The 19206-nt window shown below is 66.0% G+C and carries 15 protein-coding genes; 14 read left to right on the top strand and 1 reads right to left on the bottom strand.

Annotation, left to right across the window (positions count from 1 at the left end; translation table 11 throughout):
- Positions 1-42 precede the first annotated feature (42 nt).
- The 4 genes from LK542_RS10535 (at position 43) to LK542_RS10520 (ending at position 3134) form a co-directional block, all read left to right on the top strand.
- Positions 43-1110 carry an SDR family oxidoreductase gene (locus tag LK542_RS10535; protein WP_227811866.1) on the top strand — a complete coding sequence of 356 codons (1068 nt, stop codon included), beginning with the start codon at positions 43-45 and terminating at the stop codon, positions 1108-1110.
- Positions 1111-1180: 70 nt separating this feature from the next.
- The gene (locus tag LK542_RS10530; RefSeq protein ID WP_227811865.1) at positions 1181-2068 is read left to right on the top strand and encodes an alpha/beta fold hydrolase; all 888 of its coding nucleotides are present in this window, start codon (positions 1181-1183) and stop codon (positions 2066-2068) included.
- Entirely contained in the window at positions 2055-2501 is a 447-nt protein-coding gene (locus tag LK542_RS10525) for a MarR family winged helix-turn-helix transcriptional regulator (protein WP_227811864.1), read from the top strand. The genes LK542_RS10530 and LK542_RS10525 overlap by 14 nt, the downstream gene beginning before the upstream one ends.
- Positions 2502-2597: 96 nt before the next feature.
- Positions 2598-3134 (top strand): pyridoxamine 5'-phosphate oxidase family protein, encoded by a 537-nt coding sequence (locus LK542_RS10520; RefSeq protein WP_227811863.1) that lies wholly within the window; start codon positions 2598-2600, stop codon positions 3132-3134.
- On the opposite strand, the gene LK542_RS10515 is transcribed toward LK542_RS10520, so the two are convergent.
- Positions 3135-4823 (bottom strand): serine hydrolase, encoded by a 1689-nt coding sequence (locus LK542_RS10515; protein ID WP_227811862.1) that lies wholly within the window; start codon positions 4821-4823, stop codon positions 3135-3137.
- A gap of 180 nt (positions 4824-5003) precedes the next feature.
- Between LK542_RS10515 and LK542_RS10510 the strand changes: the two genes are divergently transcribed.
- From LK542_RS10510 to LK542_RS10465, 10 genes are all read left to right on the top strand, one after another.
- The gene (locus LK542_RS10510; RefSeq protein ID WP_267877540.1) at positions 5004-6260 is read left to right on the top strand and encodes a glycosyltransferase; all 1257 of its coding nucleotides are present in this window, start codon (positions 5004-5006) and stop codon (positions 6258-6260) included.
- 54 nt (positions 6261-6314) lie between these two features.
- Complete coding sequence (gene uvrA / locus LK542_RS10505; protein ID WP_227811861.1) at positions 6315-8882, top strand: excinuclease ABC subunit UvrA; 2568 nt, start codon at positions 6315-6317, stop codon at positions 8880-8882.
- Between the two features lie 121 nt (positions 8883-9003).
- Positions 9004-12486, top strand: a complete 3483-nt coding sequence (locus LK542_RS10500; protein WP_227811860.1) for a response regulator — start codon at positions 9004-9006, stop codon at positions 12484-12486.
- Positions 12487-12494: 8 nt separating this feature from the next.
- Complete coding sequence (locus LK542_RS10495; protein ID WP_227811859.1) at positions 12495-13337, top strand: protein-glutamate O-methyltransferase CheR; 843 nt, start codon at positions 12495-12497, stop codon at positions 13335-13337.
- On the top strand, positions 13334-13951 hold the full coding sequence (locus tag LK542_RS10490; protein WP_227811858.1) for a chemotaxis protein CheB: 618 nt from the start codon (positions 13334-13336) through the stop codon (positions 13949-13951). Before LK542_RS10495 ends, LK542_RS10490 begins: the two co-directional genes overlap by 4 nt.
- Positions 13948-15162, top strand: a complete 1215-nt coding sequence (locus LK542_RS10485) for a hybrid sensor histidine kinase/response regulator (protein ID WP_227811857.1) — start codon at positions 13948-13950, stop codon at positions 15160-15162. The genes LK542_RS10490 and LK542_RS10485 overlap by 4 nt, the downstream gene beginning before the upstream one ends.
- 349 nt (positions 15163-15511) lie before the next feature.
- Positions 15512-16075 (top strand): alkyl hydroperoxide reductase subunit C, encoded by a 564-nt coding sequence (gene ahpC, locus LK542_RS10480; RefSeq protein WP_227799157.1) that lies wholly within the window; start codon positions 15512-15514, stop codon positions 16073-16075.
- 121 nt (positions 16076-16196) lie between these two features.
- Entirely contained in the window at positions 16197-17777 is a 1581-nt protein-coding gene (gene ahpF / locus LK542_RS10475; protein ID WP_227811856.1) for an alkyl hydroperoxide reductase subunit F, read from the top strand.
- Between the two features lie 102 nt (positions 17778-17879).
- Positions 17880-18458 (top strand): XRE family transcriptional regulator, encoded by a 579-nt coding sequence (locus LK542_RS10470; RefSeq protein WP_227811855.1) that lies wholly within the window; start codon positions 17880-17882, stop codon positions 18456-18458.
- Positions 18455-18982, top strand: a complete 528-nt coding sequence (locus tag LK542_RS10465; RefSeq protein ID WP_227811854.1) for a GNAT family N-acetyltransferase — start codon at positions 18455-18457, stop codon at positions 18980-18982. The genes LK542_RS10470 and LK542_RS10465 overlap by 4 nt, the downstream gene beginning before the upstream one ends.
- The last annotated feature ends 224 nt before the right edge of the window (positions 18983-19206 follow it).

Raw genomic sequence — 19206 nt, 5'->3', positions numbered from 1 at the left:
ATCCATGCTACCGTCTTCCTTCTGACATGAAGGGAGGCGGCGATGCAACGGACTGCACTGGTAGTGGGCGTCAGCGGAATCGGGGGCAGCTATACGGCCCGGGCACTGATCGCGGATGGCTGGCAGGTCTACGGGCTGGCGCGTCGTCCCAACACCGACATTCCCGGCGTGACGCCGGTCGCGGCCGACCTGCTCGACGAAGCGGGCCTGGCCACGGCGCTGGCGGACGTCTCGCCGACCCACGTCTTCATCACCACCTGGATGCGCCAGGCGACGGAAAGCGAGAACATCCGCGTCAACGCGGCCATGGTGCGCAATCTCCTCTCGAGCCTGTCCGGCCGCAAGACCCTGCGCCACGTCGCCCTGGTCACCGGCCTCAAACACTACCTCGGTCCCTTCGAAGCCTATGCCGCTTCCGGCACCTTGCCGGACACGCCGCTGCGCGAAAGCCAGCCGCGCCTGCCGGTCGAGAATTTCTACTACGCCCAGGAAGACGAGGTCTACGCGGCCGCGGAACGCGACCGCTTTACCTGGACCGTGCATCGTCCGCATTCGATCGTCGGCATGGCGGTCGGCAATGCCATGAACCTCGGCACCACGCTGGCCGTGTACGCGAGCATCTGCAAGGAGACCGGGCGTCCTTTCCAGTTCCCCGGCTCCGAAGCGCAGTGGAAGGGCTTGTCGGACGTGACCGATGCGCGCATGCTCGCCAAGCAGCTGGTGTGGGCGGCGAATAGCGACGCAGCGCGCAACGAAGCCTTCAATATCGTCAACGGCGACCTGTTCCGCTGGAGCTGGCTGTGGGGGCGGATTGCCAACTGGTTCGGCGTGCAGGCATCGGGCTTCAGCGGCACGGTCCAGCCCCTGGAAGCGGCGATGGCGAACGACCACGCCCTGTGGCGCGACATCGCGATGCGCCACGGCCTGGCGGAACCGGATCTCGACCGCCTGGCCTCGCCCTGGCATACCGACCTGGATCTCGGCCGCCCCATCGAGGTGATGACCGACATGGCGAGGAGCCGCAAGCTCGGCTTCACGGCCTACCAGGCCACCGACGAGTCCTTCTTCGACCTGTTCGCCCAGCTGCGCGCCGCCCGCCTGATTCCCTGAGCCTTTTGGCGGGTTGCCAGCCGCGCAGGCTGATGCTAAAGTCGTTAACACGTTAACGATCACGTCCGCCATGCATCCCGAACACCTTTCGATTCCCGCCGGCCGCATCCCCGTCGAAGCCAGCTGCTGGGCGGTGCCCGGCGCCGTCGCCACCGTGCTGCTGCACCCGGCGACCGCCGTCACACAAGACTATTACGCTGCCTTTGCCGCCTGGCTGGCGGGACAGGGCTTCAACGTCGTCACCTACGACTACCGCGGCACCGGCCGCTCCCGTCCACATACCCTGCGCGGCTTTAAGGCCACCATGTCGGCCTGGATCGACAAGGACGTCGCCGCCGTCACGCGCTGGGCCGAACGACGCTTCCCGGGACTGCCGCTGCTGGCGGTAGGGCACAGCGTGGGCGGCCATGCGATCGGCTTGTCGCCGGAAACGGCGCGCCTGCGCGCCGCCGTGCTGGTGGCTTCGCATGCGGGCGCTACCCATACCGTACGTGGCCTCAAGGAGCGCCTGCGGGTGCGCTTCGTGCTGCGCGTGCTGGCGCCGCTGCTGTGCGCGGTGTTCGGCTACATGCCGGGCAAGCGCATTGGCCTGGGCGAAGACCTGCCGCGCGGCGTCATGCTGCAGTGGGCACGCTGGACCGCGCTGCCGCGTTACTTCTTCGACGACCCGTCCATGGATGCGGCGCGCCGCATGGCGCGGGTCGAGCTCCCACTCTTGGTGCTGGGCTTCGACGACGATCCCTGGGCCAACCCGCGCGCGGTCGACATGCTGGTGTCGCACCTGGTGAACGCCCGCATCGAGCGGCGCAACATCGACCCGAAGGCTAGCGGCGTGCCGGCGGTGGGACACATGGGCTTCTTCCGCCGGCGCTGCGAGGCGGCCCTGTGGCCGCAGGTGGCCGACTGGCTGCATGCGCAGCTGGAACAAGTGGAGGCGCCGCGCCATGCCGCCCGCTAAGCCCAGGTTCGTCCAGCTTCTCAATCGCGCCCAGCGCGCGCTGCAGCGCTGGATCGAGCTGCGCCCCGAATCCTGGGAAGGCATCAGCGCGGCCCAGGTCGGCCTGCTGTTCGTGCTGCAGTCGCGCCACGAGCAATCGGCCGCGATCGGCGAAGTCGCCGCCGAGCTGGGCGTCGCGCCTGCGGCCGTGACCAACCTGTCCAAGCGCATGCAGGCGGCCGGCATGGTCGAGCGCCTGGCCGACGAGCATGACGCGCGCCTGACGCGCCTGCACATGACGGCGGCAGGGGCGGCCGCCAGCGCGCGCGCCGGCGAGGTGCTGGTCGAGCTGAATGCGCGGCTGAGCGCAGGATTTACGCCGGAAGAACTGCAGGTGGTCGCGCGCTGGCTGGAGCAGGCCGCCACACTGGAACCGGGGCTGTCCCGCCAGTGACCAAATGGGCGACGGCCTGCGTACGCGCGCCCACATACCGGGCAGCCTTGACCAGCTACAGTCCTCTCATCTGTCAACCTGCAACCGGGAGAGCCCATGGATTCGATCAACCGCAACCAGCCGGAACAGAACCGGCAAGACCTGGCCGGCCAGGACGCCGTCCTTCGACTGAAAGAAATGGCGGAAGACGCCGACAGCTGCTTCTTCGTGACCCAGGGCGGCCTGGGGCCGAACCGCGGCGTGCGCCCGATGAGCGTGCGCGAGGCCGATGATAGCGGCCACCTGTGGTTCCTGAGCGCCAGCGACAGCCACAAGAATGCCGAGATCGAAGCCAATCCGGCGGTGAAACTCTACTTCCAGAAGAATGCCCACGCGGGCTTCCTGGAAATCGAGGGACATGCCGAGGTGCTGACCGACCGCACCAAGATCCACGACCTGTGGAACTTCATGCTCAAGACCTGGTTCACCGAAGGCGAGGAGGACCCGCGCATCACCGCCATCCGCGTCACCCCGCGCAGCGGCTACTACTGGGACAACAAGCACGGCGACGCGGTGGCCGGCGCCAAGGTGGTGGTCGGCGCCGTGATCGGCAAGACGCTCGACGATTCGATCGAAGGCACGCTCAGCTTTTGATCAGCGTTCCTTCCTGAAGAGGATGTCGAGCACGCGCGGATTGTCGACGGTGAAACCGGTGATGCGCCGGTGGGCGTCGCGCGTGAACCGGATCAGTTCACTGTCCTCGGCGACAGTGAAGGCGTCCTCGAACGCAGCTTCCATTGGCTTGTCCGTCTCGCGTCCCGCTTGTTTGTACAGCCTGCCGTCTCGCGCCACGAAGGTCCACCGGGTATCGATCTCCGCGCTGGAATAAGTCCCGAGGTAGTCGTTCAGGGACTGCGGACCGGCCGGCAGGGGACGCACGCGTTCCAGTTCCGCCGGTTCGCCGCTGCCGCGCGCCACGGTCAACAGGCGGCGCCTGCCTTGCTTGAAGAATTCCAGGCTCCCCCCTCCCTTGCCTGGCAGGCTGAAGCGGCGGTCGCCGAGCGCTTGGAGCGCCAGCGATTTCTGTCGCGGGGCGCTGTACCAGAGTTTGCCGTCGCTGAACTCGACCGTGTGCAGGCCTTGGTCATAGCGGTCGACATAGGTGCCGGCGTAGTCCGGCCGGCCGGGGAGGGCGAGGCTGGCCGCGGCGATGGCGGGGGCGGCAGGCGCATTGGCGGCGGCGGCCCTGCGCTTCCGGATCGAATCGGCCAGGAATACATCGGCCACCTTGAAGCTCAGCAGCGGCGCATTCGCGTCGTCGGCATTGCAGAGGACGATGGCCGCAAAGCGCTCTTCCGGCAGACGGAAGAACTGCGCCCTGTAGCCGGCGGTGCTGCCCGCATGGTGCACGGCTCGCATGCCGCGATACTGGCGATCGAGGAACAGGCCGCGTCCGAGATCCAGTTTGACGCCGTCGCTACGGGTGCCGTTCTGCTGCAGGTGCTGGACCAGCCATTCACCGCCGACGCGCGGTTCGTCAAAATTGCGATCCCATTTCGCGCGATCGGCAACCGTGCTCAGCACGCTCGAGCTTCCCGTGAACTCCCAGTTGATGTCCTTCTGCGTGTACGCGCCGCCCGGAGCGGAGGCGTAGCTCGGTGCAAACTGCGGCACCACCAGGTCGTGGCGGTCTCTCACAAACGTTTGCCGCATGCCGAGCGGACGGAAAATACGTTCTTGCAGAAATTCGCCCAAGCCCTTGCCACTGACCCGCTCCACGATCTGTCCGAGCAGGAAGTAGTTCGTGTTGCTGTAAATGAATTTAGCACCCGGACTGTGGTTCAGGCGCTTCTGGCGCAGGATGACCGACCACGCATCCTCAGTCGACCGGTAATCGACTTCGCGCACGCCCGTACCCATAGTCATCAGCACGGTAAAGTCCCGCAATCCGCTGGTGTGGTACAGCAGGTGGTCGATCGCAATAAGCTCCCGGTAATCGGGCAGTTCGGGTAGGTGGCGGCGAATGTCGTCACTCAGCGCCAGCTTTCCATCCTGGACCAGCAGCAGGATGGCGGCCGCCGTGAATTGCTTGGATGCGGAACCGATGTCGAATACTGTCGATTGGGGAGCGATCGGCACGCCGAACGCGAGATTGGCCTTGCCATATCCCTTTTCGTACACGGTGGCACCGTCGTGGATTACGTTCAGCGCACAGCCCGGCGTGCTGTCGCCGGCATAAGCGGAAAACAAAGCATCGACACGGCGTCCGGGATCGGATTCCGGAGCCTGGGCCCAGGCGGCGGCAACGCCGCCAACATACAGGAGAAGAAACGACAGTCGCATTCCAGCAGCCTCATCGTCAGGATTCGAGCGTTTCAGTGTACAGAATTCATTGCCGAGCTAACACATCTACTTATGACGGGTAGGCCGGTGCCATGAGTGGCCAGGGTTCGTGCGGCCGGGATTGTAGAGAGCAGCTAGAGTCTCTCGTCGGCCATCGTGGCCTTTGGGAGAACCCGCACCATGCCGTCGCTGCACTTCGTCGTCGTCACCATCGGTTCGGCCGGCGACCTGTTCCCCTTCATGCGCGTGGCCCTTGCGCTACGCGAAGCAGGGCACCGGGTCAGCATGCTCGGGCCGTCGCAACATGCGCCCTTCGTCGAACCGACGGGGCTGGAATTCCACGGCCTGCCGGCTGACGAGGCGGTGCTCGACCATCCCGACCTGTGGGATCCGACGCGTGGCTTGGCCGTGGTGTGGAACGCGACCCGGCCGGCGATGGCGCGGGTGCCGGCCTGGGTCGCCGCACTGCTGCCCGACGAGCGGGTCGTGTTGCTGGTCCATCCGCTGGCGCTGCCGGAGGCCGACCTGTGCCAGGCCCAGCGGCCCGGCCTGAAGGTGGCCGCCGCCTATCTCGCCCCCTCGAACCTGCCGACCGTGCATGACCCGCTGCTGCTGGGACCGTGGCCGATGCCGCGCTGGGTGCCGCACGGCGTGCGCCGCTGGTTGTGGCGCAAGCTGGGTGATGCACTGATCAACCCGGTGGCGCTGCCGGACGTGAACGCGGCGCGGGCGGCACGGGGCCTGGCGCCGGTCCATGATCTGGTCGATTACCTGATGAAGGTGCCCGACCTGTCGGTGACTCTTTTTCCCGAATGGTTCGCGCCGACCCAGCCCGACTGGCCGCAGCCGCTGCTGCGCACTGGCTTTCCGCTCTACGACCCATCGCCCCAGGCCGAGCTGGCGCCGGAAGTGGCGCGCTTCCTGGAGGCGGGCGCGCCGCCCGTGGTGTTCACGCCCGGCACCGGCAACCGCCAGGCAGCCCATTATTTTCGCTGCGCGCTCGATGCCTGCGCGCGGCGCGGCCTGCGCGCCATCCTGCTCACCCCGCACCGCGAGCAGCTGCCGGCCCAGCTGCCGACGCCCGTGCTGTGGCAGGACTATGTACCGCTGCGCGTGCTGCTGCCGCATGTGGCCGCCCTGGTGCACCACGGCGGCATCGGCAGCACCGCTGAAGCCTTGCGCGCCGGGACGCCGCAGCTGGTGGTGCCGCTGGCGCACGACCAGTTCGACAATGCGGCGCGGGTGCGCGCCTTGGGCGTGGGAGCCAGCCTGCGTGCGGCGCATCTGAGCCCGGCCCGACTGGCGCGGCGCCTGGGGCAGATTGTTGAACAGCAAGATGTGCTGGATGCATGCCGCCGGGTGGCTGTTGCCTGCCAACCGGCCGAGCTCGATCCCTTGTGCGCCCAGCTGGCCGAACTGTTGGAAAGCGCACGGTAAATTTCTCTCAGGTAGGCTGAAATGCGGTATCGAGCTCACGATGCCGGGGAAGCCATGCGCCACAAGCCAACGCAGCACGAACACAGCACCTCGCACGCCGGCGAAAGCCGCACCGGCTACGTACGGGTGCGCGGCGCCCGCGAGCACAACCTGAAGGACGTCGATGTCGACATCCCGAGGGGCAGCCTGGTGGTATTCACCGGCGTGTCCGGCTCGGGCAAGTCTTCGCTCGCCTTTGGCACCCTGTACGCGGAAGCCCAGCGGCGCTACCTGGAATCGGTGTCGCCCTATGCGCGCCGCCTGTTCCACCAGATGCCGGTGCCCGAGGTCGACGAGATCGACGGCCTGCCGCCCGCGGTGGCCCTGCAGCAGCAGCGCGGTTCGCCCACGGCGCGTTCCTCGGTCGGCAGCGTGTCGACCCTGTCGAATTCCCTGCGCATGCTGTATTCGCGCGCCGGCGACTATCCGCCCGGCCAGGAGCTGCTGTACGCCGAATCCTTTTCGCCGAATACCCCGGAAGGCGCCTGCCCGCAGTGCTCGGGCCTGGGCCGAGTCTACGAGGTGACCGAGCAGTCGCTGGTGCCGGACGATACGCTCACGATCCGCGAGCGCGCGGTCGCGGCCTGGCCGCCGGCCTGGCACGGCCAGAACCTGCGCGACATCCTGGTCACCATGGGCTATGACGTCGACACGCCCTGGCGCGAGCTGCCGAAGAAGGACCGCGACTGGATCCTGTTCACCGACGAGACGCCCACCGTTCCCGTCTACGCCGGACTGACCCCGAAGGAAACGAAGGCGGCCTTGAGGCGCAAGGAAACGCCCAGTTACCAGGGCACCTTCACCGGCGCGCGCCGCTACGTGCTGCAGACCTTCGCGAATACCGAAAGCGCCTCGATGAAAAAGCGCGTGGCGCGCTACATGGTCAGTACCGAATGCCCGCTATGCCGCGGCAAGCGCCTGCGCCAGGAAGCGCTGTCGGTGACCTTTGCCGGCATCGACATCATGGAGCTGTCGCGCATGCCGCTGGCGCGCCTCGCCGACCTGTTGAAACCCTATGCGTCGGGCAAGGCGGCCAAGGACAAGACGCGCGCCAAGGAACACCCGGAACAGATGATCGTCACCCAGCGCATCGCCCAGGACCTGTGCGCGCGCCTGGGCGTGCTGCTCGACCTGGGCCTGGGCTACCTGGCGCTGGAGCGCAGCACGCCGACCCTGTCGCCGGGCGAGCTGCAGCGCCTGCGCCTGGCGACCCAGGTGCGCTCCAACCTGTTCGGCGTGGTCTACGTGCTGGACGAGCCCTCGGCCGGCCTGCACCCGGCCGACACCGAGGCCCTGCTCGATGCGCTGGACCAGCTGAAAAGCGCCGGCAATTCGCTGTTCGTGGTCGAGCACGCGCTCGACGTGATCCGCAAGGCCGACTGGATCGTCGATGTCGGTCCACAGGCGGGCGAGCGGGGCGGAAAGGTGCTGTACAGCGGCGCGCCGGAGGGCCTGAAGCAGGTCGAACAATCGCAGACCCGGCGTTACCTGTTCGACGAGGCGCCCTTGGCAAAACGGAGGCCGCGCGAGCCGATCGGCTGGCTCAGGCTGGAAGACGTACGCCGCAACAACCTGGACGGTATCGAAGCCGCCTTCCCGCTGGGCGTCATGACGGCGGTGACCGGCGTGTCCGGCTCCGGAAAATCGAGCCTGGTCAGCCAGGTGCTGGTCGAGCTGGTCGGCGCGGCGCTCGGGCAGGGGACGCTTGATGCGGAAGCGCCCGAGCTTGAAGAGCCCGGGCTGGAACAGGAAGCGCCCTTGCTGCTCGAAGGCCGCATCGTGGCAGGCATGGACCAGATCCGGCGCATGGTGCGGGTGGACCAGAAGCCGATCGGGCGCACCCCGCGTTCGAACCTGGCCACCTATACCGGCCTGTTCGACCAGGTGCGCAAGCTGTTCGCGGCCACGCCGGACGCGAAGAAGCGCCGCTTCGATGCCGGGCGCTTCTCCTTCAATGTGGCCAAGGGCCGCTGCGAACACTGCGCCGGCGAGGGCTCGGTCATGGTCGAGCTGCTGTTCCTGCCGAGCGTGTATGCGCCATGCCCGACCTGCGAGGGCGCGCGCTACAACGCCAAGACCCTCGAGGTGCGCTACCGCGGCAAGAACATTGCCGAGGTGCTGGGCATGACGGTAGGCGAGGCGGCCGACTTCTTCAACGGTGAGGCACTGGTCGAGCGCGCACTGGAGGTGCTGGTCGAGGTGGGACTGGACTACCTGCGCCTGGGCCAGCCGGCCACTGAGCTGTCCGGCGGCGAAGCCCAGCGCATCAAGCTGGCCACCGAGCTGCAGCGCGCCGGCCGCGGCAACACGCTCTACGTGCTGGACGAGCCGACCACCGGCCTGCACCCGCGTGACGCTGACCGCCTGATGCTCCAGCTGAACCGCCTGGTCGACGCCGGCAATACGGTGATCCTGGTCGAGCACACCATGCGGGTGGTGGCCGGCTGCGACTGGGTGATCGACGTCGGCCCGGGCGCAGGCGACGAAGGCGGCAAGCTGATCTGCGCCGGGCCGCCGGAAGAGGTGGCGCGGTGCAAGACAAGCCGCACCGCGCCCTACCTGGCCCGACACATTGCAAGTTGAATTTGTAGAAATGTATTTCTGATAAGACAATGGAGATGCATTTCATTCATTCAATTGTGTGCGAGAAAAGACAAGCTTTGCGTTACACTTAGGATATTTTTTTCCTAACTTTTCGTCGCGCATGCCCGGCTCATCCATCGATAATTCGCAGTTTCGCCGCATTCTTTCCCGCAATGTGGCCTTGCCCCTGGCGCTGAGCGTCGTCACGGCGATCGTCTTCGTCGCCATCATCGCTTACCTGATCAATGTCCTGACCTGGGTCGAGCACTCGGAGCGGGTGATCGGCCAGTCGCAGGAAGTCAGCAAGCTCTCCGCCGAGATGGAAACCGGCATGCGCGGCTACCTGATCGCCGGCGACGAGACTTTCCTGTCACCCTATTACCTGGCCCGCCAGCGCATGCAGGACGGCTTGCGCAGCCTGGGGCGGATGGTCGAGGACAACCAGGTGCAGACCGACCGCGTGCGCCGGATCCAGTCGGCCCAGGCCCAGTGGGAAGCGTTTGCCAACGAGATGATCGCCTTGCGCCGCGCCGACGGCGACGTCGTGGGCGCCGTGCGCACCGGGCGCGGCAAGAACCTGACCGACGAGATCCGCCGCACCTTCGAACTCATGCTCGACGCCGAGCGCCGCCTGCTGCAGGAGCGCAACGATTCCGCGCGCCGCGTCACCACCTGGTCGGTGGCGAGCTTCCTGCTCCTGAGTCTGCTGGTCGGCATCGGCCTGGCGCTGTTCGGCCGCCGCCAGCTGGTGGGCCTGTCGCAGTCCTACCAGGAAGTGCTCCACCACGAGGCCGAGCACAATGCCCAGCTGCGCCACCAGGACTGGCTGCGCACCGGCCAGGCCGAACTGGCGACCCGCAGCGCCGGCATCCATGCGCTCGAGCCGCTGGCCGAGGCAGTGCTGGTGCAGGTGACGCGCTACCTGGAGGGCGTGGTGTCGGCCATGTACGTGCGCAGCGAAGAGGGCGTGCTGCGCCGCATCGGCGCCTATGGCTTCGCGCACGATGCCGCCGACCATGCCCAGCTGATCCAGCCGACCGAGTCGCTGGCCAGCCAGGCCGCCAACGAGAACCGCATCCTGCACCTGCGTGAACTGCCCGACAATTACATCAAGGTGGGTTCGGCGCTGGGCGAAGCCTCGCCGCGCGAGATCCTGATCGCGCCGGTCTACAACTACGGCAAGGTCAAGGGCGTGATCGAGATCGGCTTCCTGCATCCGGTCTCAGCGCGCGACCGCGAGTTCATGGAGCTGATCGCCCCGGCCGTGGGCGCGTCGATGGCGGCGGTGCTGTACCGCCAGCGCCTGCAGCATGCGCTGGAAGAGACCCAGACCCTGAACGAAGAACTGCAGGTGCAGCAGGAAGAGCTGCGCACCGCCAACGAGGAGCTGGAAGAGCAGTCGCGCGCGCTGGAAGAATCGCAGACCGCGCTGGAGAACCAGCAGTCCGAGCTGCGCGCCACCAACGACCAGCTGGCCGAGCAGGCCCTGGCGCTGGACATGAAGAACGCTTCCCTGACCGCGGCCCAGGAACAGCTGCGCCAGCGCGCGCTCGAGCTGGAGCGCGCCAGCCGCTACAAGTCCGAGTTCCTGGCCAATATGTCGCACGAGCTGCGCACGCCGCTCAACAGCTCGCTGATCCTGGCCAAGCTGCTGGCCGATAACGCGGCCGGCAACCTGAACGACGAGCAGGTGCGCTTCGCCCAGACCATCTACTCGGCCGGCAACGACCTGCTACACCTGATCAACGACATCCTCGACATCTCGAAGGTCGAAGCGGGCAAGCTGGAACTGGTGCCGGAAGAGGTGCCGCTGCGCCGCATGGTCGAGGGCCTGGCGCGCACCTTCGAACCGCTGGCGCGCCAGAAGGCGCTCGACTTCAGCGTCAGCATCGAGCCGAACGTGCCTGCATCGATCACCACCGACCGCCAGCGCGTCGAGCAGATCCTCAAGAACCTGCTGTCGAACGCCGTCAAGTTCACCGACAGCGGCCGGGTTGCCATGAGCGTGGGCGTGACGCCGGAAGGCTGGGTCCAGTTCGGCGTGCGCGATTCGGGCATCGGCATCGCGCCGGACCAGCAGGAAAAGATCTTCGACGCCTTCCACCAGGCCGACGGCACCACCAGCCGCCGCTTCGGCGGCACCGGCCTGGGCCTGTCGATCTCGCGCGACCTGACCAACCTGCTGGGCGGTAAGCTGAGCCTGTCCAGCAATCCGGGCGAGGGCAGCCTGTTTACCCTGAGCCTGCCGAAGAGCGGCGCAGTGGCGGCGACCCCGCCGGCGGCGCCGACGCTGGCGCCGGCCCAGGTGCAGTTCCAGCCGGCGGCCGCACCCACGCCGGCCCCGGCCGCGGCGGCCACTCCAGCCCAGACCGAGCCCCTGGCCAGCTTCCCGGACGACCGCGACGAGTCGGCGGCCGGCACGCGCACGGTGCTGGTGATCGAAGACGAACCCGAATTCGCGCGCATCCTGTTCGACCTGGCGCACGAACTCGATTACCGCTGCCTGGTGGCGCTGACCGCCGGTGAAGGCCTGGCATTGGCTGCGACCCAGAAGCCGGACGCCGTGCTGCTCGACATCCGCCTGCCGGACAGTTCCGGCCTGTCGGTGCTGCAGCAACTGAAGGACAACCCGGCCACCCGCCACATCCCGGTCCACATCGTCTCGAGCATCGAGAACGGCGGCGAAGCCCTGCACCTGGGCGCGATCGGCTACGCCCTGAAACCCACCTCGCGCGAGCAGCTGGAAGAGGTGTTCCGCAAGCTGCAGGAAAAATCGAGCCAGAAGATCAAGCGCGTGCTGCTGGTCGAGGACGACGAGCGCCAGCGCGAGAGCGTGGTGCAGCTGATCGCCGACGCCGACGTGCAGATCGCGGCGGTGGGCACGGGCGGCGAAGCCCTGGCCTTGCTGAAAGAGCAGACCTTCGACTGCATGATCATCGACCTCAAGCTGCCCGACATGCAGGGCAGGGAGCTGCTCGAGCGCATGTCGCATGAGGAGCTGTGCTCCTTCCCGCCGGTGATCGTGTACACCGGCCGCAACCTGACGCGCGACGAGGAGGCCGAACTGCTCAAGTATTCGCGCTCGATCATCATCAAGGGCGCCCGTTCGCCCGAGCGCCTGCTGGATGAAGTCACGCTGTTCCTGCACAAGGTCGAGAGCGAACTGTCGTCCGAGCGCCAGACCATGCTGAAGGCCGTGCGCGGACGCGACCGCGTGTTCGAAGGGCGTACCATCCTGCTGGTGGACGACGACGTGCGCAACGTGTTCGCGCTGACCAGCGCGCTCGAGTCGCGCGGCGCGAAAGTCGAGGTGGGACGCAACGGCTTCGAAGCCTTGGCCAAGCTCGACGAGGTGCCGGGCATCGACCTGGTGCTGATGGACGTGATGATGCCGGGCATGGATGGCCTGGAAGCGACGCGCCGCATCCGTGCCGACGGCCGCTTCGACCGCCTGCCGGTCATCGCCATCACGGCCAAGGCGATGAAGGACGACCAGGAGCAGTGCCTGGCCGCCGGCGCCAACGATTACCTGGCCAAACCGATCGACCTCTCGCGCCTGTACTCGCTGCTGCGCGTGTGGATGCCGGCACTGGAACGCATCTAAGGATTACAATGCTTCCCCTCGATCCCAATCCGCCGGACGACTTCGACATCGAGCTGAAAATGCTCGTGGAGGCGGTGTACCTGAAGTACAACTACGATTTCCGCGACTACACCGGAGCCTCGCAGAAGCGCCGCATCCTGGTGGCCATGCGTGAGATGGAATGCGACACCGTATCCAGCCTGCAGGCCAAGGTCATGCACGAGCCGGACGGTTTCGCCCAGCTGCTGCAGTACCTGACGATTCCCGTCACCGAGATGTTCCGCGACCCGGAATACTGGATCGCGCTGCGCGAGCACGTCCTTCCTTTCCTGCGGACCTATCCGTCGCTGAAGCTCTGGGTGGCCGGCTGCAGCACCGGCGAGGAAGTGTATTCCCTGGCCATCCTGCTGCAGGAAGAGGGGCTGCTCGAACGCTCGCTGATCTACGCCACCGACATCAATCCGGCATCGCTGGAAGCGGCGCGGCGCGGGGTGTTCAAGGTGGAGGCCATGCGCCAGTACACCGAGAACTACCAGAAGGCGGGCGGCAAGCGCGCTTTTTCCGACTACTACACGGCAGCCTACGACGGCGCCCTGTTCGACCGCTCGCTGGTGGAGAACGTCACCTTCGCCGACCACAGCCTGGCGACCGACAGCGTGTTCTCGGAGACCCATTTCGTCAGCTGCCGCAACGTCCTGATCTATTTCAACCGCAAGCTGCAGGACCGTGTGCTCGGCCTGTTCCACGAATCGCTGTGCTACCGCGGCTTCATGGGGCTGGGCAGCAAGGAGAGCATCGAGTTCTCCAGCTACGGCGACCGCTTCGACGTGCTGGCGCGGCGCGAGCGCATCTACCGCAAGGGCGCCGCATGAGCATTCCCCTGAGCGCCATTGGCCAGGTCGGCGAAGCCCTGCGCGGGCGCCGCACCGAGCTGGTCGTGATCGGCGGCTCGGCCGGCGGGGTCGATGCTCTGATCGGCCTGCTGCCCGAGATCCCGGTGGACTACCGCTCCACGGTGGTCTGCATCCTGCACGTGCCCGCCGACCGCGACAGCCGCCTGGCCGAGCTGTTCGATCTGCGCGCCGCCTTGCCGGTGCGCGAGGCGCGCGACAAGGAGCAACTGCAGCCCGGCGTGATCTATTTCGCCGGTTCGGGCTATCATCTGTCGATCGAGCGCGACCGCTGCTTCTCGCTGAGCTGCGAGCCGCCGGTCCAGTTCGCGCGTCCGGCGATCGACGTCCTGATGGAGTCCGCCGCCGACGCCTACGGCCCGGCCATGGCCGGCATCCTCCTGACCGGCGCCAACCACGACGGCGCCGACGGCATGTGCCGGATCCGCGAGCGCGGCGGCCTGACCGTGGTGCAGGACCCGAACGAAGCCCAGGCCAGCGCGATGCCCGAGGAAGCCATCCGCCGCTGCGCCCCCGATCTCGTGCTGCCGCTGTCCGCCATCCGGACACTGCTTCCCATGCTGAGGAACCCATGAGCGCCCAAGACCCAAGCAAACTCCTGATCGTCGACGACCTGCCGGAAAACCTGCGCGCGCTCGACGCCCTGATCCGCGGCGAAGGACGCCTCGTGTTCCAGGCCTCCTCGGGCATGGATGCGCTGGCGCTGATGCTCGAGCACGAGTTCGCGCTCGCCATCCTCGACGTCCAGATGCCCGGCATGGACGGCTTCGAGCTGGCCGAACTGATGCGCGGTACCGAGCGCACCCGCAACATCCCGATCGTGTTCGTGTCGGCCGCCGGGCGCGAACTGAACTACGCCTTCAAGGGCTACGAGACGGGCGCGGTCGACTTCCTCTACAAGCCGCTCGACTCGGACGCCGTGCGCAGCAAGGTCAACGTGTTCGTCACGCTCGACCAGCAGCGGCGCCAGATGCAGCGCCAGATGGCCGCGCTCGAGCGCAGCCGCCAGGAGCAGGAAACCCTGCTGCGCGAGCTGCACCAGACCCAGGAAGAGCTGCAGCGCTCCCTGCGCATGCGCGACGAGTTCATGTCGCTGGTGGCGCACGAGCTGCGCACGCCGCTCAACACCCTGTTCCTGGAAACGCAGATGCGCAGCCTGCAGCTCAAGCGCGGCACGCTGGCCTCGATCAGTCCGGACCAGTTCGAAGCCATGATCCGGCGCGACGAGCGCCAGATCAAGTCGATGATCCGCCTGATCGACGACATGCTGGACGTCTCGCGCATGCGCAGCGGCCAGCTGTCGATCCGCCCGGCGGCGGTGGAGCTGATGGACCTGCTGGAACGCGTGGTGAGCGACCTGTCGCTGCAGGCCGCGGCCACCGGCTGCAAGCTGTCGCTGTTGCCGCATCCGCCCGTGCAGGGCTGCTGGGACGAGTTCCGCATCGAGCAGGTGGTGGTCAACCTGCTCACCAATGCGCTGCGCTACGGCGGCGGCCAGCCGGTCGAGGTGAGCGTCCAGTATGCCAAGGATACGGTCAGCATCCACGTGCGCGACGAAGGCAAGGGTATCGCACAGAGCGACCTGGAACGCATCTTCGAGCCCTACGAGCGGGGCGCCCGCAACGGCGAGCCGAAAGGGCTCGGACTGGGCCTGTACATCTCGCGCCAGCTGGCGATCTCGCACGGGGGCGAACTGCGCGTGACCAGCAGGCCGGGCGAGGGCTCGACCTTCACCCTGGTGCTGCCGACCTGCGAGCAGACGGCTGCAGTGCCGACGATCGCGTAGGGATGATCTGGTCCAGTGGACCAGATCACGCTCTGCCGACCGCGCGTTCTACTCCGGTTCGCGTGACCACTGCGCCTGTACCGGTCGAACGCGCGGTCGGCGAAGCCGACCACCCTACAGATAGCGGCACGCCCTCCAATCGAAGCGCAGCTTGCGCGCCGCTGTCGTTTCGTCCACACTTCACGGATCGCGCCGATTGCCGGCCGGTTATTGCCCCGTAAGGGGGAGACATACTTGTTCGATAGTAAAAATCAATCGACAGTATCGTTTCAATCAATTTCACAAAAGATGTCCAGCTCGGTACACTGGCGTCTATCAAATCCTTAACCACCCGAAAACAGGAGAATACATGTCCCTCATCAACACCCAGATCAAGCCGTTCAAGGCAACCGCTTACCACAACGGCAAGTTTGTCGATCTGACGGAAGAGAACTTCAAGGGCACCTGGTCGGTTCTGATGTTCTACCCGGCTGACTTCACCTTCGTCTGCCCGACCGAACTGGAAGACCTGGCTGCATTCCAGCCGGAATTCGCAAAGATGGGCGTGAACGTCTATGGCGTGTCGACCGACAGCCACTTCGCCCACAAGGCATGGCACGACACCTCGGACGCCATCAAGAAAGTCAACTACCCGCTGATCGGCGACCCGACCGGCACCCTGTCGCGCAACTTCGAAGTCATGATCGAAGAAGAAGGCATGGCTCTGCGCGGCACCTTCGTGATCAATCCGGAAGGCCAGATCAAGATCATGGAAGTGCACGACAACGGCATCGGCCGCGACGCATCGGAACTGATGCGCAAAGTGAAGGCTGCCCAGTACGTCGCATCGCACCCGGGCGAAGTGTGCCCGGCCAAGTGGACCGAAGGCGCTGAAACCCTGACCCCGTCGCTGGACCTGGTCGGCAAGATCTAATCAGTAGTTCAGTAGTACCTGTCCCGGGCCGCCGTGGCGGCCCGGTGCATTTCAGGGACCCGTTTTGGTCCCAGGCACTGTCATACCCTTTAAGAACAACGTCATAGTCAAGGAAAACATCATGCTGGACGCAACCCTCAAGAAGCAGTTGCAAGCCTATCTGGAAAAAGTGGTGCAGCCGATTGAGCTCGTTGCATCGTTGGATGATTCGCCGAAAGCGCGCGAAATGGATGAACTGCTCCGCGAAATCGCCGCGTTGAGCGACAAGATCACCGTGCGCAACGACGGCAACAATGCCCGCAAGCCTTCGTTCTCGATCAGGCGCGTGGGCACCGATATCGGCGTCGATTTCGCCGGTATCCCGCTGGGCCACGAATTCAGCTCGCTGGTGCTGGCCCTGCTGCAGGTGGGTGGCCACCCGATCAAGCTGGACCAGGCCGTGATTGACCAGATCAAGAACCTGGACGGCGACTATGTCTTCGAAACCTTCATCTCGCTGTCCTGCCATAACTGCCCGGAAGTGGTGCAGGCGCTGAACGCGATGTCGGTGATTAACCCACGCATCAAGGTCGTCGCCATCGACGGCGGCGTGTTCAAGAGCGAAGTCGAAGCGCGCCAGATCATGGCGGTACCGATGATGTTCCTGAATGGCCAGCACTTCGGCCAGGGCCGTACCAGCGTGGAAGAGATCCTGTCGAAGATCGACACCAATGCCGGCGCCCGCAAGGCGCAAGAACTGAACAAGAAAGACCCGTTCGACGTGCTGATCGTCGGCGGCGGTCCTGCCGGCGCGGCCGCGGCCATCTACGCCGCCCGTAAAGGCATCCGTACCGGCGTGCTGGCCGACCGTTTCGGCGGCCAGGTGCTGGACACGCTCGCCATCGAGAACTTCGTCTCGATGAAGGAAACCGACGGTCCGAAGTTCGCCGTTGCCCTCGAAGAGCACGTCAAGCACTATGAAGTCGACATCATGAACACCCAGCGCGCCAACAAGCTGGTCGAAGGCAAGCTGATCGAAGTGCACACCGAAACCGGCGCCGTGCTGAAATCGAAGTCGGTGATCATCGCCACCGGCGCCCGCTGGCGCGAGATCAACGTGCCGGGCGAGCGCGAATACCGCAACCACGGCGTGGCGTACTGCCCGCACTGCGACGGCCCGCTGTTCAAGGGCAAGCGCGTGTCCGTGATCGGCGGCGGCAACTCGGGCGTCGAAGCGGCGATCGACCTGGCGGGTATCGTCAAGGAAGTGACCCTGATCGAGTTCGGCGCCGAGCTGCGTGCGGATGCGGTCCTGCAGCGCAAGCTGTACTCGCTGAAGAACGTCACCGTGATCAAGTCGGCCCAGACCACCGAGATCCATGGCGACGGCAAGATCGTCAACGGCCTGTCCTACAAGGACCGCAATAGCGGCGAGGTCAAGCGGATCGACCTGGAAGGCGTGTTCGTGCAGATCGGCCTGGTGCCGAACGCCGAATGGCTGAAGGGCACGATGGACCTGTCGGCACACGGCGAAATCGAAGTCGACGCCAAGGGCCAGACCTCGATCCCGGGCGTGTTCGCGGCCGGCGACGTCACCACGGTGCCGTTCAAGCAGATCGTGATCGCCGTGGGCGAGGGCGCCAAGGCATCGCTGGCGGCATTCGACTACCTGATGCGTCAGCCGGTGGAAGAGGAAAGCCCCGTCGAAGCCAAGGCTGCCTGAGTCTGATTAGCGGCACAAGAAACGCCATCCCTTTGCGGGATGGCGTTTTATTTTGTCGGTGCCTGACAGTTTACAGGATAAAAGATCCACTATAATGGATGAATGGACATCAACGAATTGATTGCGCGCCGGGTCAAGGCCTTGCGCGAGGAGGCAGACCTGTCGCTGGCTGCACTGGCCGAGCTGAGCGGGGTCAGCCGGTCGAACATTTCCCTGATCGAGCGGGGCGAGAGCAGCCCGACCGCCACGGTGCTCGACAAGCTGGCCAGTGCGCTGGGCGTCACGTTGGCCTCGCTGTTCGAGCAGGGTAATGGCACGGAAGCGTCGCCGCTGTCGCGTGCCGCCGACCAGCCGGTATGGACCGATCCCGTCACCGGCTACACCCGCCGCAACCTGTCGCCGCCGCTGCGCTCGCCGATCCAGCTGGTCGAAGTCGTTTTCCCGGCAGGCCAGCGGATTGCCTTCGATACCTCGACCCAGGGCGTCGAGCAGCAGGTCTGGATGATCGAGGGGACGATGGAAATCACGGCCGGCGACGAAGGCTGGCAACTGGCCGCGGGCGATTGCCTGGCCATGCGCCTGGACCGTCCGGTCTCCTTCCAGAATACGGGCGCCAGACCGGCACGCTACCTGGTGGTGTTGGCAACCCAGACGTATCCATCCAATAGAGGGCATCAATGAGCGAATTCGTGACCGTGCGGCGCCTGGACGGCGCCGAGGCAGCTGCTGCTGTCGAGGAACTGGCCGAGGTGCTGGCCGATTGCGTCGAGGGCGGCGCCTCCGTCAGCTTCATGCTCCCCCTGGCGCGCGAACGGGCGCTAGGCTTCTGGCGTGGCGTGGCCGACGCGGTCGCACGGGGCGAGCGCGCCCTGCTGGTCGCCGCCGATGGCGAGGGGAAGATCGTCGGCACCGTGCAGCTGGTCATGGCGATGCCGGACAACCAGCCGCACCGGGCCGACGTGGCCAAGATGCTGGTGCATCGGCGGGCACGCCGGGGCGGTATCGCGGCGCGCCTGCTGGCGGCCCTCGACGAGGTGGCGCGGGAAGAGGGGAAAACGGTGCTGGTACTGGACACGGTCACCGGCGGCGACGCCGAGCGGCTGTACCAGCGCGCCGGATGGGAGCGCGTCGGCGTCGTACCGAAATTCGCGCTGATGCCGGACGGGTCCTTCTGTGCGACGACCTTCTTCTACAAGCACCTATAATAGGCAGGACAGGTCAGGGCAGCGTGCTTCAGTGGAAGGCGACCAGCAGCGCGCCTGTCAGCGCTTCGGTCTCGAGCAACAGCCACGTCGCCGCACTGGCAAGTGCCAGGTGGACTGCGGTCCAGGTCATTGGGTGGTGGCGTGCCATGATGAGACTCCTGATCGATTGAATTCGTAGTGATGATGGTGTCATCTTAGACATCCGCCATGTTCGTAACCATCGG

The sequence above is a fragment of the Massilia sp. IC2-477 genome (genome assembly GCF_020707265.1).
Taxonomy (GTDB): domain Bacteria; phylum Pseudomonadota; class Gammaproteobacteria; order Burkholderiales; family Burkholderiaceae_D; genus Telluria.
Note: the sequence above shows the minus strand (reverse complement) of the source record. Positions and strands in the feature narration are given on the sequence as shown.

What these genes read in the sequence shown, in the direction of transcription:
- LK542_RS10495 (WP_227811859.1), top strand. Translation starts at nt 12,495, where the DNA reads ATGCTTCCCCTCGATCCCAATCCGCCGGACGACTTCGACATCGAGCTG.
- LK542_RS10530 (WP_227811865.1), top strand. Translation starts at nt 1,181, where the DNA reads ATGCATCCCGAACACCTTTCGATTCCCGCCGGCCGCATCCCCGTCGAA.
- LK542_RS10520 (WP_227811863.1), top strand. Translation starts at nt 2,598, where the DNA reads ATGGATTCGATCAACCGCAACCAGCCGGAACAGAACCGGCAAGACCTG.
- LK542_RS10500 (WP_227811860.1), top strand. Translation starts at nt 9,004, where the DNA reads ATGCCCGGCTCATCCATCGATAATTCGCAGTTTCGCCGCATTCTTTCC.
- uvrA (WP_227811861.1), top strand. Translation starts at nt 6,315, where the DNA reads ATGCGCCACAAGCCAACGCAGCACGAACACAGCACCTCGCACGCCGGC.
- LK542_RS10490 (WP_227811858.1), top strand. Translation starts at nt 13,334, where the DNA reads ATGAGCATTCCCCTGAGCGCCATTGGCCAGGTCGGCGAAGCCCTGCGC.
- LK542_RS10525 (WP_227811864.1), top strand. Translation starts at nt 2,055, where the DNA reads ATGCCGCCCGCTAAGCCCAGGTTCGTCCAGCTTCTCAATCGCGCCCAG.
- ahpF (WP_227811856.1), top strand. Translation starts at nt 16,197, where the DNA reads ATGCTGGACGCAACCCTCAAGAAGCAGTTGCAAGCCTATCTGGAAAAA.
- ahpC (WP_227799157.1), top strand. Translation starts at nt 15,512, where the DNA reads ATGTCCCTCATCAACACCCAGATCAAGCCGTTCAAGGCAACCGCTTAC.
- LK542_RS10465 (WP_227811854.1), top strand. Translation starts at nt 18,455, where the DNA reads ATGAGCGAATTCGTGACCGTGCGGCGCCTGGACGGCGCCGAGGCAGCT.
- LK542_RS10535 (WP_227811866.1), top strand. Translation starts at nt 43, where the DNA reads ATGCAACGGACTGCACTGGTAGTGGGCGTCAGCGGAATCGGGGGCAGC.
- LK542_RS10510 (WP_267877540.1), top strand. Translation starts at nt 5,004, where the DNA reads ATGCCGTCGCTGCACTTCGTCGTCGTCACCATCGGTTCGGCCGGCGAC.
- LK542_RS10470 (WP_227811855.1), top strand. Translation starts at nt 17,880, where the DNA reads ATGGACATCAACGAATTGATTGCGCGCCGGGTCAAGGCCTTGCGCGAG.
- LK542_RS10485 (WP_227811857.1), top strand. Translation starts at nt 13,948, where the DNA reads ATGAGCGCCCAAGACCCAAGCAAACTCCTGATCGTCGACGACCTGCCG.
- LK542_RS10515 (WP_227811862.1), bottom strand. Translation starts at nt 4,823, where the DNA reads ATGCGACTGTCGTTTCTTCTCCTGTATGTTGGCGGCGTTGCCGCCGCC.